The sequence below is a fragment of the Arthrobacter sp. 05L44 genome, from assembly GCF_056397605.1.
This window is the reverse complement of record NZ_JBFTNS010000001.1, coordinates 350,418-365,108: the sequence shown is the minus strand read 5'-3', so window position 1 is coordinate 365,108 and position 14,691 is coordinate 350,418. Positions and strand designations below refer to the sequence as shown.

The following is a 14,691-nucleotide window of genomic DNA, read 5'->3' as shown; positions in this document are numbered from 1 at the left end:
TGCCAAGGGAGGCAATCGGATGCACCACACAGGCGGTCCCGGCTGGCGGATCACCATGGACACCTCGGGGCCGATGCTGATTGCGCTTTACGTCCGGGACGCCGCCGGCCTGGACACTGCGGGCCAGCCGACACTCTCGCACGTCGCGCCGAAGATCCGCTCCTCGGACCACACCCACCTCATCGACGAAGTCGGCGGCATGCCCGCGCTGAAGACCGAGTGGGAGGCGTGGTGGGCGCAGCTCCTGAAAGCCCACCCGGAGATGGAACCCGAACTGGGTCCGCCCAGCTTCGGCGCGTTCGGCAATTCCCCGGCGCTCCGGCGGGTGCTCCAGGCGCATTTCGGTGCGGCCCTCAGTTGGGCGCGGGAACGCCGCGGCGAGTACCTCGCGCTGGAAGCGGAGCGCGACGCCAGCGGAGCCACGCAACTGCTGGCCGACCTGGTGGATGACCGGCTCTTGGAAGTCGGCCGGGCCGCGCGTGATTTCGACCTGACCATCATCGAACTTCCGCTCGCCGAGCCGCGGGCGTGGTACCTCGAGCCGGACAAGATCATCATGAGTTCGGCGCTGTTGTCCGAACCGGAACTGTTCCGCAGTTACGTCCAGCCCGTGGTGGACCTGCTGGTCTGAACCTGCTGGTCTGCGCCCCCTGCAGGGACTACGCTGCTGGCTTCTCGGCCATCGTGATGGTCACTGTCCCGGCGGGACCATCGGCGGACTGCCAGCCGTTGTGGGACATCCTGTTCCAGCTCTTGCCATCGACGTGCACCTCGGAGATGGACAGGGCCTTGGCGTTCGCGACCGCCCACTGGGCCACCGCCCACGCCGTGTTGTCCCGGGCCTGGACAGTCACGGTCCGGCCGGACGCGGCTGCGGGCACGGCCCCGAACGCTGAGACGAGCCGCTGCCGGACCAGTCCGGCGTTCCCGGCGGCGTCCGGCGTGCGCAGCGTGCAGTCGAGTCCCTGGGGCGTGTAGCCGGTCAGGGAGGAGGCAAACGCCCGCGCCATCGGCTCATGCTGCGCGTAGGCCCCTGGATACGCCGAACGCTGGACCCGCTGGGCAGCCTCGGTAATCGGAATCACTTCGTAGCCCGGGACCTTTTCGAGCGCGTCGTAGAAGGCATTCGTGGCATGGAACGGGTCCATCACCTGTTGCTCGGTGCCCCAGCCTTGCGAGGGCCGTTGCTGGAACAATCCCCGGGAATCCGGGCCGGCCTGATCGCCGTGGCCGATGTTGCGCAGTTTCGATTCCTGCATGGACGTGGCCAGCGCGATGCTGGCGGCGCGGGCCGGCAGGCCGCGCCGGACCGCGACGGCACTGATGAGGGAGGCGTTGGCAGCCTGGTCGGTGGCCAGGTCTTCACCGCCGGCGCCTGTCGCGGTGCACCGTTCAGTGACCAGGGTGTCGGAGCGCTGCAGGAATCCCACCGCCGTGTAGACGGCGCCCGCCACCATGGCCAGGGCCAGCAGCAGCACGATCCGACGGCGCCAGCGACCTCTGCGTGCCACGTCTGTTACTCCCTCGGGCCCGTCAGGGCCGGTCCATACTTGCGCCGGTCAGTTCTCGGAACCAGCCTAGTTGGTGTGCAGGGCCTCGTTGAGTTCCACGGTCTGCCCCTTGCGCGGCAGGACCTCCACCTCGCCGCTGGAGGAGTTGCGGCGGAACAGCAGGTTAGGGACGCCGGAGAGTTCCACGGCCTTGACGATCCGGCTGGTGTCCTCGCCGTCGTCGTCCTTCGGGCCGACCACGCGCACCCGGGTGCCGGCGGTGACGTAAAGGCCGGCCTCGATCACCGAATCGTCGCCGATGCTGATGCCGACGCCGGAGTTGGCGCCGAGCAGGACGCGCTCGCCCAGCGAGATCTTCTCCTTGCCGCCGCCGGACAGGGTGCCCATGATCGACGCGCCGCCGCCGACGTCGGAGCCGTCGCCGGCCACCACACCGGCGGAGATGCGCCCCTCGACCATGGAGGTGCCCAGCGTGCCGGCATTGAAGTTCACGAAGCCTTCGTGCATCACCGTGGTGCCTTCGGCCAGGTGCGCGCCGAGCCGGACACGGTCGGCGTCGGCGATCCGGACACCGGAGGGGATAACGTAGTCGACCATCCGCGGGAACTTGTCCACCCCGTACACGGTCACGGCGCCGCGCTTGCGCAGCCGCGCACGGGTCAGTTCGAAGTCCTCGACGGCGGCGGGACCGAAGTTGGTCCACACCACGTTCGGCAGCTTGCCGAAGATCCCGTCCAGGTTGATGCTGTTGGGCCGGACCAGGCGGTGCGAGAGCAGGTGCAGGCGCAGGTAGGCGTCCGCCGTGTCCGCCGGCGCCTCATCGAGGTTGATCTGCGCGAAGACCACTTTCTGTTCGGTGCCGCGGTCGGCGTCGTCGCCCGCCGCGGCGATGTCGAGCAGTGACTGGTCCGCGTTGGCGACGTCCCGCAGGTTGTCCGCGGCCGTGCCGAGGGCCGGCGCCGGGAACCAGACGTCCAGGACCGTGGCCTCGCCGTTGCGGGTGGCGATGGTGGCGACGCCGTAACCGTAGGCGGAGCGGGCGTCGGCGGGCACAGCGGCAACAGGGGTTTCAGTCATGGGGTTAAGTCTATAGACGGCCCCTGCGCTGCCGGAAACCTGTGACGGGCGGGCGGGCGGATACAGTGGAACGGTGACTGAGCATACTGCCCCCGCCCGCCTGGACCTTCGCCAGGACGTAGCCCTGCTGACCGCGGATATCATCGACATTTTCAGTGTCTCCGGTGAGGAAGGGCGGCTGGCCGACGCCGTTGAGCACGCCTTGCGCGCCATTCCGCAACTCGAGGTGACCCGCGACGGCGATGCCATGGTTGCCCGCACCAACCTGGGCCGGGCGGAGCGGGTCATCCTCGCCGGGCACCTTGACACGGTCCCGCTGCCGTCCACCGAGGGCGCCCTGGGCACCGTTCCCTCGTACTGGCCATCCGGTTCGCCGGGGGAGGGGGTCCTCTACGGGCGCGGTGCCACCGACATGAAGAGCGGCGTCGCGGTGCAGCTGGCCCTGGCCGCGGGCCTGTTCGACGGCGCGGAGCCGAACAAGGACGTCACTTTCGTCTTTTACGACCACGAGGAAGTCGAGGGGGTCAAGAGCGGCCTCGGACGGCTGGTCCGCAACCACGGCGGCCTGCTCGAAGGCGATTTCGCGATCCTCCTGGAACCCACCGACGGAACGGTCGAGGGCGGCTGCAACGGCACCATCCGGTTTGAGGCGACCACCGTCGGCGAGGCCGCCCACTCGGCCCGCGCCTGGATGGGCAGCAACGCCATCCACGCCGCAGCGCCCATCCTGTCACGGCTGGCCGCGTACGAGCCCCGCACCGTCGCCGTCGACGGCCTGGACTACCGCGAGAGCCTGAACGCCGTGCGGGTGCACGGCGGAACGGCCGGCAACGTCATCCCGGACCGCTGCGTGGTGGAAATCAATTACCGCTTCGCCCCGGACAAGACCCCCGACCAGGCCGAGGAGCACGTCCGTGAACTGCTGGCCGGGTTCGACCTGGTCCGCACCGACGGCGCCGCCGGTGCCCGGCCGGGGCTGAACCACCCGGCTGCTGCGTCCTTCGTCGCCGCCGTCGGTGCCGAGCCGAAGCCCAAATACGGCTGGACCGACGTCGCGCGTTTCAGCGAACTGGGCGTCCCGGCGGTGAACTTCGGTCCGGGTGATGCGCTGCTGGCGCACAAGGACGACGAGCACGTCCACGCCGATGCGATCCGCGAATGCCTGCGCGCGCTGCGGAGCTGGCTTGGCGTGCGGTGACACACCGCGCTTAAAACGAACGGCCCGGAACCGCAAGGTTCCGGGCCGTTCCCGTTTCCGGCGCTGGGCGCCGTGGTCGGTTCGCTACACTTCCGCGGGCACGCTGGCCGCCGGAGTGACAGCCGCACCGGGCTTCCGGGACAGCCGGCGCTCCAGCCACTTGGCGATCGCGGCCAGGATCAGGCACATGCCGACATACAGGACGGCAGCGACGATCGCCGCCGGGATGATCGGCGAACCGTACTGGATCTGGCTGCCGAAGAACTTGGCCTGGAACAGGATCTCGTTGTACGTCACGATGAACCCGAGTGCGGTGTCCTTCAGGATCACCACAAGCTGCGAAATGATCACCGGGAGCATGGAACGGACCGCCTGGGGGAGCAGGATGCTGGTCATGACCTTGCTCTTGGGCAGCCCGATGGCGTAGCCGGCCTCGCTCTGGCCGCGGGGCAGCGACTCGATGCCGGCCCGGAAAACCTCGGCCAGCACAGAACCGTTGTAGAGCACCAGGCCGGCGACGACGGCGGTGAACGGCGTGATGCCCTGCACCCCAACCGTCGGCAGGCCGTAGTAGAAGATCATCATCAGGATCAGCAGCGGCACGGCACGGAAGAGTTCCGTGAAGCCGTAGCACGGTGCGCTGATCCAGCGGCGGTCGGAGAGGCGCCCGAAAGCCAGCAGGATGCCCAGGATCAGGCTCAGGACCGCGGCCGTGCCGAAGGCGGCCAGGGTGGCCCCGACCGCCTGGCCGATGGTCTGCTGCACCAGCGGGAACGTAAAGAGCTGCCACTTCTTGGCATCAAACTGGCCGCTCTGGGCAAACCTCAAAACGATAAAGCCCACGATCAGCAGGATCACCAGGGCAGTGATTACCCCGAAGATCCGGTACCGCGAGCGGGCCTTGGGCCCGGGGGCGTCAAAGAGGACAGAACTCATCGGGCAACCTTCCACTTCAGTTCAAGCTTTCGCTGCAGCGCGGAAAGGATGAAAACGAGGATCACGAACACCAGGGCCACCCACAGGAGGCCCACCATGGCGGGTTCGCCGCGTTCGGAGAGGTTGGCACGGATCGCGCCGGCCTCAAAGACCGAGAAGCCTGCAGCAACCGTTGTGTTCTTGAGCAGCGCGATAAACACGCTGAACATCGGCGGGATGACGGCGCGGAACGCCTGCGGCAGGATCACCAGGGTGAGCGTCTGGGCGAAGGGGAGTCCGATGGCCCGGGCCGCTTCAGCCTGGCCCACGGGGACGGTGTTGATGCCCGACCGGACCGCCTCGGCCACATAGGTGGCGGTGTAGAGGCTCAGGCCGATGATGGCCGCCGTTGTGAAGTCGATGGGGACGAGCCCGAGCTTCGGGTACCCGAGCGCGAAGAAGAACAACACCAGGGTCAGCGGCGTATTGCGCACCACGTTCACGTACAGCGTCGCGGCCGCGCGCATCGCGGGAACCGGCGAGACACGCAGGGTCGCGACGATGGTGCCAAGAATGAGGGCGAAGATCGCGGAAAAGAAGAAAAGTATCAGTGTGTTCCGGAACCCCGTGATGAAGAGGTCCGAATTGTCCAGCAGCGTATTCACAGAATCGTCGCTTTCAGCAGGTGCGGAGGGGGCGGCCCTTCGGCCGCCCCCTCAACATCGGTTTAGTAGTTATCTACTGCGGGCTGCTTGACCTTAGTGCCGGACTGGCCGAGCGACTGGTCGTAAAGCTTCTGCCACACGGAACCGCCGTCGGTGAACATCTTGTTGATGAACTGGCGCAGGGCGGTGTCACCCTTCTTCAGGCCGACACCGTACTTCTCGGTGGTGAACGGCTCGCCGACGACCTTCAGGTTGTCCGGGTCCTGGGCGGCGTAGCCGAGGAGGATGGCCTGGTCGGTGGTGACGGCGTCAACCTGGCCGCTCTTGAGCGCCTCGACGCACTGCGAGTACGTGTCGAACTCGGTGGTCTTGGTGTTGGGGAAGTTCGCCTTGATGTTCTGGATCGGCGTGGAACCGGTGGCCGAGCAGACGTTCTTGCCCGAGATGTCCTTCTCGCTGTTGATCGAGGAGTTGTCCTTCTTCACGAGCAGGCCCTGGCCGGTCACGAAGTACGGGCCAGCGAAGTCGATCAGCTTCTTGCGCTTGTCCGTGATGGAGTAGGTGCCCACGTAGTAGTCGATGTCACCGTTGGTGATGGCCGACTCGCGGTTGGCGGAGGGGATCGGCTTGAACTCGATCTTGTCCTTGCTGATGCCCATCGATGCCGCGATCCACTTGGCGATCTCGATGTCGAAGCCGGTGAACTCGCCCGTGGCCGCATCTTTGAAGCCAAGGCCGGGCTGGTCCTGCTTGACGCCGACCCGCAGCTTGCCGCTGGACTTAACGGCGTCGTAAGTGGGGCTGCCCGTGAGCGTGACGTTGTCCGCGACCTTGTACGGGGCGGGCTCGGAGTTGGCCGGAGCCGCGCCGCCACCGGTGCCGCCGCAGGCGCTGAGGGAAAGAGCCAGTGCCGCAGTAGCTGCGACCAGCATCGGCTTCTTCCGGGTAAAGAAGTTCTTCATCGGATACCTTTCATTGGACGGCCGCCGTGGGGCGGCCAGAGACAAATACCTGGTGGTTTTCTAGTGCGTCAGGAGCTTGGACAGGAAGTCCTTGGCGCGGCTGCTCTTCGGGTTGGTGAAGAATTCCTCGGGCGTCGCGTCCTCGACGATCTGGCCGTCCGCCATAAAGACCACACGGTCCGCGGCCTTGCGGGCGAAGCCCATCTCGTGGGTCACCACAATCATGGTCATGCCTTCTTTGGCGAGCTGGACCATGACGTCGAGGACCTCGTTGATCATTTCCGGGTCCAGCGCGGAGGTGGGCTCGTCGAAGAGCATCACCTTCGGCTTCATGGCCAGCGCCCGGGCAATCGCCACGCGTTGCTGCTGCCCGCCGGAGAGCTGCGCCGGCAGCTTCGGTGCCTGCTGCCCGACGCCGACGCGCTCCAGCAGGGCCATGGCGTCCTTGTCCGCCTCCGCCTTGGACACCCCCTTGACCTTGATCGGTCCGAGGGTGACGTTTTCGAGGATGGTCTTGTGGGCAAACAGGTTGAAGGACTGGAAGACCATACCGACGTCGGCGCGCAGCTTGGCGAGTGCCTTCCCTTCAGCGGGAAGTTCCTTGCCATCGATCTTGATCACGCCGTCGTCGATGGTCTCGAGACGGTTGATGGCACGGCAGAGCGTTGACTTGCCGGAGCCCGACGGGCCAATGACAACAACCACCTCGCCCTTGCGGACGCTGAGGTTGATGTCCTTGAGGACGTGCAGCTGGCCGTAATGCTTGTTGACGGCATTCAGGGAGACAAGGGCATCGCCCGGCGCTTGAGTAGTCATAAGAAGAATCTAGCGAACATTAGCCGAATATGACCGCAATCACTCGGAGATGGTCCACATCGTGATCCAAGAGATACCCGCAGGTCAGGCTCCCTGCGGCCGCTTCCGGGGGTCCGACGCGCCGCTGCGGCCGGGGCTCCGATCCGCGCTAGCCTATGGGGATGAGTACCGAACCGCAGCCCGCTGAGGGCCAGAACCCCGCAGGAAACGCCGGTTCCGGACGGCGGGACGTCCCGCCGCCCAACGGCATCCGCCATAAGGGCCCGCTGGAACTGCGGCGCAAGGCTGCGCGGGTCACGATGTCCGACCAGACGCTGCTGGACACCAAAGGACCGGGCCAGTTTGTGCACACCGACCCGTGGCGGGTGCTGAGGATCCAGAGTGAATTCGTCGAAGGCTTCGGCGCCCTCGCCGACCTCGGATCGGCAGTCAGCGTCTTCGGCTCCGCGCGGACAAAGCCCGGCAGCCCCAACTACGAGCTGGCCGTCGACGTCGGACGCAAGCTTGCCGAAGCCGGGCTGGCAGTCATCACCGGGGGCGGTCCGGGTTCCATGGAGGCCGCGAACAAAGGCGCCGTCCAGGGCAACGGGGTATCCGTCGGCCTCGGGATCGAACTGCCCTTCGAGCAGGGCATGAACCAGTGGGTGGACCTGGGCATCAACTTCCGGTACTTCTTCGCGCGGAAGACCATGTTCGTGAAGTACGCGCAGGGGTTTATCGTGCTCCCCGGCGGCCTCGGCACCCTCGACGAGCTGTTTGAGGCCATGGTCCTGGTGCAGACCCGGAAGGTCACGTCCTTCCCGATCGTGCTGATCGGCACCGCGTTCTGGAGCCCGATGCTGGACTGGATCCAAACCACCCTGGTCGCCGAGGGCATGGTGTCCGAAGTGGACCTCGACCTCGTCCAGGTGGTCGATGACCCGGCGCTCGCCGTCGAACTCATCGTCGAAGGCGCCGCACGCCACCGTAATCCGAACGGGAACAACCCGGCGACCGGCGGCACCGGCACCGGCGACGGCCCGCGGGCCTGAGCCTGCGGCCCAGCCGCGTCTGGCACGATGGAGCTGTGAGCTTCTTCCTGGTCTTTGTGGCGGTCGTGCTGGTCGCCGTCGCCATCCTCCTCGGCACCGATCTGGTGCAGCGGGTCCTTCGCCGCAGCAGCGGCGAACAACCCTTCAACGACGGGTTCGACGAGCCGGTGGCGTCGCTGCCGGCGGTGCTCCTGCCCGAGCGGGCCGAACCGGCCGACATCGACCGGATTCGGTTCGCCGTGGGTGTGAGGGGCTACCGGATGGACCAGGTGGACCAGGTCCTTGACGAACTGCGCGACCAGATCGCCCGGAAAGACCGTGAAATCACGGCCCTCCGGGACGGCCAGGCGCCCGCACGCCCGGAAAACCCGCAGCCGGCCGTTGAGGCGAAAAGCGCCCCGGACCCGGCCCCGTGACGCCGGTGGTGCAGGAGGGCCTGAACACAGCCGTGTGGCGCAGGATCTCCGCCGGCGCCGGCCGCGCCGCGCGCTGGCCCTGGTGGCTGCAGGTGGGCGGCCTCTACATTGCCGCCCGGCTGGTCAGCGCCTGCATCTTTATGGCGGCGGCGCTGCACCAGGGCGTGAACCCGTGGTTCCCGGCTAAGCCCGATTACTGGAACTTCATCAACATTTGGGACGCCCGCTGGTACGGGGAGGCCCTGCAGCACGGCTACCCCGCCGAGCTGCCCACCGACGCTGCCGGCAACGTGCAGGAAAACGCGTGGGCCTTCTACCCGCTCTTCCCGCTGCTGGGCCGGATTCTGGCCGGACTGACCGGCATCGCGCCGGCATCCGCCCTGACGATCATCGCCATGCTCTCCGGCCTGGCCGCCTCGTTTGTGGTTTACCGGCTTTTCCGGCAGAAAGCCACCCACCGCACCGCGCTCTGGGGCACGGTATTCCTCTGCTCCTTCCCCATCTCGCCGGTCCTGCAGGTCCCCTACGCGGAGTCACTTAACCTGTTGCTGCTGGCTGGCGCCCTGCTGCTGGTCCTCCGCCGGCGCTACCTCTGGGCCGTACCGGTGGTGCTGCTGATGTGCCTCTCCCGGCCCACCGGAGTTCCGTTTGCGGCCATGGTGGGGCTGCTCTTCCTGTACCGGGCCTACCCGGGCGCCGTCGCCCTCTTCCGGGGCCGGCCGTCCGCCTCCGGCCAGGCGGCCGCAGACGCCCCCGCGCCCGTCCCTGCCGCGCCCGCCCCCGCCGCGCCCGCTCCTGTCGCGCCCGCCCCTGCCGCTCCGCCGCACACCGCCAGCCAGCTGTGGTCGCTCGCGGTTCTGACCGCGGCCAGCGGGATCGGCGCGCTGTTGTGGCCCGCATACGCCTGGGCCGTCACTGGCGACATTGAGGCGTACACCAAAACTGAGACCGTGTGGCGCGGGCAGGACCTGGTGCCGTTCAAGCCCTGGTTCGACACGGGCGTCCAGTTGTTCGGGCCCGTACTGGGGCTGCTGGCGCCGTTTGTGTTCGTCGCCGTCTTCGTCCTGCTGATGATGTCCCGGCCGGTGGTGGCCCTGGGCACCGAGATGAGGCTGTGGTGTGTTTGTTACGTGGGCTACCTGCTGGTGTTCCTGCACCCGCAAACCAGTACCTTCCGGATGCTCCTGCCGCTGTTTCCGCTGGCCATCGGCGCCGCGTTTGTTTCCCGCTCGCGCGCCTACCGGGGAACGGTCGTGGTGATGTTTTTGCTGCTGCAGATTGTCTGGGTGGTGTGGCTCTGGGCCTGGGCCCCGCTGCCCGGCGGGGGCGACTATCCGCCGTGACGCGGAACACCTTTGGCTGCGGGAATTCCCGGATTCGCGCGGACCACAAAATATCCATCGATTAGCTACACGGGCGTAATTACGGGATAATGGAGCGTAAGCAAGGAAAACTAAGTATTGAGCTTCGGCGGCACCATCACGACCGCCAGGCTGCTTGTTTGACCAAGCGGACACAGCCCGGCCGGGCTGGTAAGTCACGGGACTACTGGAGGGGATATTCCTCATGGCGGCTATGAAACCACGCACCGGCGACGGCCCTATGGAAGTGACAAAAGAGGGCCGCAGCCTGATTATGCGGGTTCCGCTCGAAGGCGGGGGACGGCTTGTGGTCGAACTCAATGCTGCAGAAGCGACAAATCTTAAGGAATGCCTGGTCGGCGTTACCGAATAACTTTTAGTCACACCAGAAGGGGCCCGCTGCCAATTGGCTGCGGGCCCCTTTGTGTGTCCGGGTTATTTCTTGACCGCCACCAGCAGGCCGTCTCCGGTCGGCAGCATGGCCGCGGAGAGACGCTCGTCGTCGCGGATGGACTTGCCCACCTGGCGGAGCACCACAGTGGTGGCGTCGCGGGCGGCGGGGTTGGAGACGCGGTCCTTGTCCAGGGCGTCGTTGACAATCAGCAGGCCGCCGGACTTAAGCAGCCGGACGGCCTGCTCCACGTAGCCGGGGTAGTTGGGTTTGTCCGCGTCAATGAACACCAGGTCATAGGCGCCGTCGGTCAGGCGCGGCAGCACGTCGCCGGCGCGGCCGGAAATCGTGCGGGTGCGGTTGGCCGGGCTGCCGGCCTCCTGGAAGGACTCCCGGGCGGCACGCAGGTGCTCGACGTCGACGTCGATGGTGGTCAGGACCGCCTGCGGGCCGAGGCCCCGGAGGATGCAGACGCCCGAAACGCCCGCGCCGGTGCCGATTTCCACGGCGGTCTGCGCCTTGGACGCGGCGGCCAGTACCGTCAGGACGGCGCCGACGCCGGGACCGATCGGGGTGACACCGAGCTCGAAAGACCGTTCACGCGCGTGCAACAGAACCTCGTCCTCGGCAGGCAGATCTTCTGCGTAGGACCAGCTCGTGGACTTATCGGCGCTCATGGGTATCGCTTTCCGGGCAGGAGGGGAGTGTTTCATACAGCGTACTGTGTCCGGCCCGCCGTACCGGGCCGGCGTTCCGCCGTGGGCGGAAGAATCAGCGGCGTCAGGAAATTCCCAGCTTATTTTGACATGATGGTGATCCGCTCATCCGCGAGGTGATCGGCGCCGAACCTAGGGTATGGACCCTGCAGCAGCGTGAACCATTCGGCGTAAGAACCATCCGCGAGGGGAGTGGACAATGTCAGTTCTGGCAAGTGTCCCTGCAACTGATGATTCCCAGCCCACGGCCGAGGCCGAGTGGGTCAGGCCTACATGGGAAGAAGTGGTGACGAACCACTCCGCCAAGGTCTACCGCCTGGCGTACCGGCTCACGGGCAACAAGTTCGACGCCGAAGACCTCACCCAGGAAGTGTTTGTGCGGGTCTTCCGCTCGCTGGAGAACTTCAAGCCCGGCACTCTCGACGGCTGGCTGCACCGTATCACCACCAACCTCTTCCTTGACCAGGCCCGGCGCAAGAGCCGGATCCGCTTCGACGCTCTGGCCGAAGACGCCGAGTCACGGATCCCGGGCCGCGAACCGGGCCCGGAACAAAGCTTCGAATTCAACAACCTCGACCTCGACGTCCAGGCCGCCCTGGAGGAGCTCCCGCCGGACTTCCGCGCCGCCGTCGTACTATGCGACCTCGAGGGCCTGTCCTACGACGAGGTGGCCGTGGCGCTTGACGTCAAGCTCGGTACCGTCAGGTCCAGGATCCACCGCGGCCGGACCATGCTCCGCGAAAAGCTTGCCCACCGCGCACCGCGGCCGGCGTCGAAGCAGGCTCTGAAGCCGCGGCTCAAGATGCCGCGCATCGCCGGCCTCCTCTAACACCGGCAATGGGTCTGCTGAAACACTCCCTGGGCGGCCTTGCCTGCGCGTACTTCGCCCGCAGGCCGCGACGCCCCCTCGCCCCGGCCCGGACGCTGACCGCAAAGGCTCAGGAGCGGCGCCGCAAACACGTCGAACGCTGCGCCGCCTGCCGCGCGCGCCAGCAGCGCGAACGTGAGTACCTGGAACGGCTGCGCGCCGCCGCCGTGCCCGCCGCGAGCAGCGACCTGACCGCGCGCTTGCTGGCACGCACAAGCGCACTGGCCGCCGGGCAGGACACCGCGGGGCACAGCGCCGCCGACACAGAAGCTGCGCCCCAGCCGGGCAGACCGGAGCGGAAGTCCCAGCGCCCACCACACCGGCCGCTCGGTCTTGCCGTCCGGATCGCCGGGGGAGCCGCTGCGACGGCGGCCCTCATGGGCGGCGCCGCGTACGTCATGGGCGGCGACACCGCGCTGCCCGCGAGGGATGCCTTGTCCGCGGCGTTTCCGGGGACTGCACCGTCCGGCCCCGCTATGGCGGCGGCCAGTGTCTCCGGGGCCGCCTGGCAGCTGAGCAGCGAACCCGATGTGGCACCGCCCGGCTCGCTCACCGCCGAACAGCTCGCCGCGCTGCAATCCGGTGGCTGGGCCTGCCCGGAACTGCGGGAACTCGGCTACCACCTCGTCTGGGCCCGGGGCACCGTCGCCAACGGCTCCGAAGTCCTGGAACTCCGCCTCACCGACGGCAGCCATTTCGCCACTGTCCTGGAGCAGCACACCGCCACTGAGGGGGCCGCGGGCCAGCCCGCCAAGACCGCTGCTGCGCCGCCGATCAACGTCCTGACCGGCCACCCCGCCACCGAGGACGGCTTCGTTGCCGCGCGGGCCGGTGCTGCCACGCCCGCGGAGTACGCCGCCGTGCCGGCCGGAGCCCTCTGGGTCAACCCGGAGGCGCCGTTCCGTGCGATTTACCGTACGCCGGGGGCGACGTTCACCTACGTCTCCGACCTGCCGGCGGAGCAGGCCGACGACGCTCTGGGCGCCCTGGTGCATGGCCGGCCCGGCCAGGCAGCGAAGGTTCGGGGCACGGAGGAAATGCCTGCACGGCTCGAGCGTGGCCTCGGCCGTATTGTCGAGCTGCTGGCACGATGACGCCAGTGACTGGCCACCCGCAGGGCGGCTTCCGCGGTCGAGCCGCAGGCTGGCGCTTCGGAATCGTCGCCCGCCGGACTGAGAGGGTAATCTCCTAGAGTGCTTGGAATCAATGGACCGGAGTTCATTCTTCTGCTGATCATCGGCCTTCTGGTGATCGGCCCCAGCCGCTTGCCTGAATACACCCAGAAGCTGGCCAACATTGTCCGGGAAGTCCGCCGGATGGCCTCCGGGGCCCGGGAGCAGATCAAGGACGAAGTCGGCATCGACATCGACGACGTGGACTGGAAGAAGTACGATCCGCGGCAGTACGACCCCCGCCGGATCATCCGGGAAGCCCTGCTGGAGGACGAGACTAAGCCGGTGAGCGCCGGGGCGCCCGCAGCGGTTGCCGCGGCCGAGGAGCGCCGTCCGGCCCGCGTCGTCGAACGCCTGCCGGAAGGCGTAGCCGCGCCGTTCGACTCCGAGGCCACCTAGTCCCGACCCCGGCCCGGCGCCCTGGAAGCTCGGCGGCTGTCAGCGGGGCTGGAGGCCCAGCGACATTCCCTTGAGCCCGCGCGGGCTGGACGCCAACTTCCCGGCGATGCCCGCGAGGGCCCCCGCCGCCGCCGTCTCGGGACGGCCCAGTACCAGCGGCACCCCGCTGTCGCCGCCTTCGCGCAGCAGGATGTCCAGCGGAATCTGGCCCAGCAGCGGCACATCGGTGCCCACCGTCGCGGAGAGCCGCTCGGCGAGTACGGCGCCGCCGCCGCTGCCAAAGAGTTCCATGGTGCCGCCGTCGGGCATTTCCAGGTAGGACATGTTTTCCACGACGCCGGCCACCGACTGGCCTGTCTGCACGGCGATGGCCCCGGCCCGTTCCGCCACGTCCGCCGCCGCGGCCTGCGGAGTGGTGACCACCAGGATCTGGGCCTTCGGCAGCAGCTGGGCCACCGAGATGGCGATGTCGCCGGTGCCGGGCGGCAGGTCCAGGAAGAGGGCGTCGAGGTCGCCGAAGTAGACGTCCGTGAGGAACTGTTCGAGGGCCCGGTGCAGCATGGGACCGCGCCAGGCGACCGGCTGGTTGCCGCTGACGAACATGCCGATGGAGATGACTTTGACCCCGTAAGCGACCGGCGGCAGGATCATGTCATCCACGCGGGTGGGCGCCTGGGTGATGCCCATCAGCGCCGGCACGGAGAAGCCGTAGACGTCCGCGTCGATGATGCCCACCCGCAGCCCCTTGGCCGCGAGGGCGCAGGCCAGGTTGACCGTCACCGAGGACTTTCCCACCCCGCCCTTGCCGCTTGCCACGGCGAAGACCTTGGTCAGGGAGCCCGGTGCATTGAACGGGATACCGCGCTGCCCGCCGGGACCGCGCAGTTGCTCCTTGAGGGCATCGCGCTGCTGCTGGGTCATGACCTTGAGATCGACGTCGACGGCGGTCACGCCCGGAATGGCGGCCAGCGCCGCCTCGCAGTCGGCGGTGATCGTGCCGCGCAGCGGGCACGCGGCGATGGTGAGCAGTACGGTGATCCGCACCGCACCGGCGTCGGAAACTTGGACCGCGTCCACCATGCCGAGTTCGGTGATGGGCCGCCGCAGCTCGGGGTCGATGACGGTGGCCAGCGCTGCGCGGACAGCTTGTTCCAGGGACGCCGGGGTTGATCCCTGCGGGGTGTTCATGGGGT

The 14,691-nt window shown here is 67.7% G+C and carries 17 protein-coding genes; 9 read left to right on the top strand and 8 right to left on the bottom strand.

The window, feature by feature from the left end; all coding sequences use genetic code 11:
• Window positions 1-19: 19 nt before the first annotated feature.
• Window positions 20-631: a hypothetical protein gene (locus AC1DHY_RS01655; RefSeq protein ID WP_476878403.1), complete on the top strand. Its 612-nt coding sequence runs from the start codon at window positions 20-22 to the stop codon at window positions 629-631.
• 28 nt (window positions 632-659) lie between these two features.
• Here the strand turns inward: AC1DHY_RS01655 and AC1DHY_RS01650 are convergent, their stop codons facing one another.
• A complete protein-coding gene (locus AC1DHY_RS01650) occupies window positions 660-1,511 on the bottom strand; it encodes a hypothetical protein (RefSeq protein ID WP_476878402.1) in 852 nt (283 codons plus the stop codon).
• 66 nt (window positions 1,512-1,577) lie between these two features.
• On the bottom strand, window positions 1,578-2,588 hold the full coding sequence (gene dapD, locus AC1DHY_RS01645; protein ID WP_476903067.1) for a 2,3,4,5-tetrahydropyridine-2,6-dicarboxylate N-succinyltransferase: 1,011 nt from the start codon (window positions 2,586-2,588) through the stop codon (window positions 1,578-1,580).
• 73 nt (window positions 2,589-2,661) lie between these two features.
• On the opposite strand from dapD, the gene dapE reads away from it, so the two are divergent.
• Entirely contained in the window at window positions 2,662-3,786 is a 1,125-nt protein-coding gene (dapE, locus tag AC1DHY_RS01640) for a succinyl-diaminopimelate desuccinylase (protein ID WP_476878400.1), read from the top strand.
• A gap of 84 nt (window positions 3,787-3,870) precedes the next feature.
• On the opposite strand, the gene AC1DHY_RS01635 is transcribed toward dapE, so the two are convergent.
• From AC1DHY_RS01635 to AC1DHY_RS01620, 4 genes are all read right to left on the bottom strand, one after another.
• Entirely contained in the window at window positions 3,871-4,722 is an 852-nt protein-coding gene (locus tag AC1DHY_RS01635; protein ID WP_476878399.1) for an amino acid ABC transporter permease, read from the bottom strand.
• Window positions 4,719-5,366: an amino acid ABC transporter permease gene (locus AC1DHY_RS01630; protein WP_476878398.1), complete on the bottom strand. Its 648-nt coding sequence runs from the start codon at window positions 5,364-5,366 to the stop codon at window positions 4,719-4,721. The genes AC1DHY_RS01635 and AC1DHY_RS01630 overlap by 4 nt, the downstream gene beginning before the upstream one ends.
• A 62-nt stretch (window positions 5,367-5,428) precedes the next feature.
• Window positions 5,429-6,328, bottom strand: a complete 900-nt coding sequence (locus AC1DHY_RS01625; RefSeq protein ID WP_476878397.1) for a glutamate ABC transporter substrate-binding protein — start codon at window positions 6,326-6,328, stop codon at window positions 5,429-5,431.
• A 60-nt stretch (window positions 6,329-6,388) separates the two neighbouring features.
• Complete coding sequence (locus AC1DHY_RS01620; RefSeq protein ID WP_476878396.1) at window positions 6,389-7,144, bottom strand: amino acid ABC transporter ATP-binding protein; 756 nt, start codon at window positions 7,142-7,144, stop codon at window positions 6,389-6,391.
• A 155-nt stretch (window positions 7,145-7,299) separates the two neighbouring features.
• Here AC1DHY_RS01620 and AC1DHY_RS01615 point away from each other — a divergent pair, with 155 nt between their 5' ends.
• From AC1DHY_RS01615 to AC1DHY_RS01600, 4 genes are all read left to right on the top strand, one after another.
• Complete coding sequence (locus AC1DHY_RS01615) at window positions 7,300-8,175, top strand: LOG family protein (protein WP_476878395.1); 876 nt, start codon at window positions 7,300-7,302, stop codon at window positions 8,173-8,175.
• Window positions 8,176-8,210: 35 nt separating this feature from the next.
• The gene (locus tag AC1DHY_RS01610; RefSeq protein WP_476878394.1) at window positions 8,211-8,591 is read left to right on the top strand and encodes a DivIVA domain-containing protein; all 381 of its coding nucleotides are present in this window, start codon (window positions 8,211-8,213) and stop codon (window positions 8,589-8,591) included.
• Between the two features lie 20 nt (window positions 8,592-8,611).
• Window positions 8,612-9,934, top strand: a complete 1,323-nt coding sequence (locus AC1DHY_RS01605) for a hypothetical protein (RefSeq protein WP_476903262.1) — start codon at window positions 8,612-8,614, stop codon at window positions 9,932-9,934.
• Window positions 9,935-10,157: 223 nt separating this feature from the next.
• A complete protein-coding gene (locus AC1DHY_RS01600) occupies window positions 10,158-10,325 on the top strand; it encodes a DUF3117 domain-containing protein (protein WP_079550332.1) in 168 nt (55 codons plus the stop codon).
• A 62-nt stretch (window positions 10,326-10,387) separates the two neighbouring features.
• Here the strand turns inward: AC1DHY_RS01600 and AC1DHY_RS01595 are convergent, their stop codons facing one another.
• Complete coding sequence (locus AC1DHY_RS01595; protein WP_476878393.1) at window positions 10,388-11,020, bottom strand: O-methyltransferase; 633 nt, start codon at window positions 11,018-11,020, stop codon at window positions 10,388-10,390.
• Between the two features lie 238 nt (window positions 11,021-11,258).
• On the opposite strand from AC1DHY_RS01595, the gene sigE reads away from it, so the two are divergent.
• From sigE to AC1DHY_RS01580, 3 genes are all read left to right on the top strand, one after another.
• A complete protein-coding gene (gene sigE / locus AC1DHY_RS01590; protein WP_476878392.1) occupies window positions 11,259-11,888 on the top strand; it encodes an RNA polymerase sigma factor SigE in 630 nt (209 codons plus the stop codon).
• Window positions 11,889-11,896: 8 nt separating this feature from the next.
• Window positions 11,897-13,021, top strand: coding sequence for a hypothetical protein (locus AC1DHY_RS01585; protein ID WP_476878391.1), 1,125 nt, complete (start codon window positions 11,897-11,899; stop codon window positions 13,019-13,021).
• A 99-nt stretch (window positions 13,022-13,120) separates the two neighbouring features.
• Window positions 13,121-13,498: a twin-arginine translocase TatA/TatE family subunit gene (locus AC1DHY_RS01580; RefSeq protein WP_476878390.1), complete on the top strand. Its 378-nt coding sequence runs from the start codon at window positions 13,121-13,123 to the stop codon at window positions 13,496-13,498.
• Window positions 13,499-13,537: 39 nt separating this feature from the next.
• On the opposite strand, the gene AC1DHY_RS01575 is transcribed toward AC1DHY_RS01580, so the two are convergent.
• Window positions 13,538-14,686: an Mrp/NBP35 family ATP-binding protein gene (locus AC1DHY_RS01575; RefSeq protein ID WP_476903066.1), complete on the bottom strand. Its 1,149-nt coding sequence runs from the start codon at window positions 14,684-14,686 to the stop codon at window positions 13,538-13,540.
• Between the last annotated feature and the right edge of the window lie 5 nt (window positions 14,687-14,691).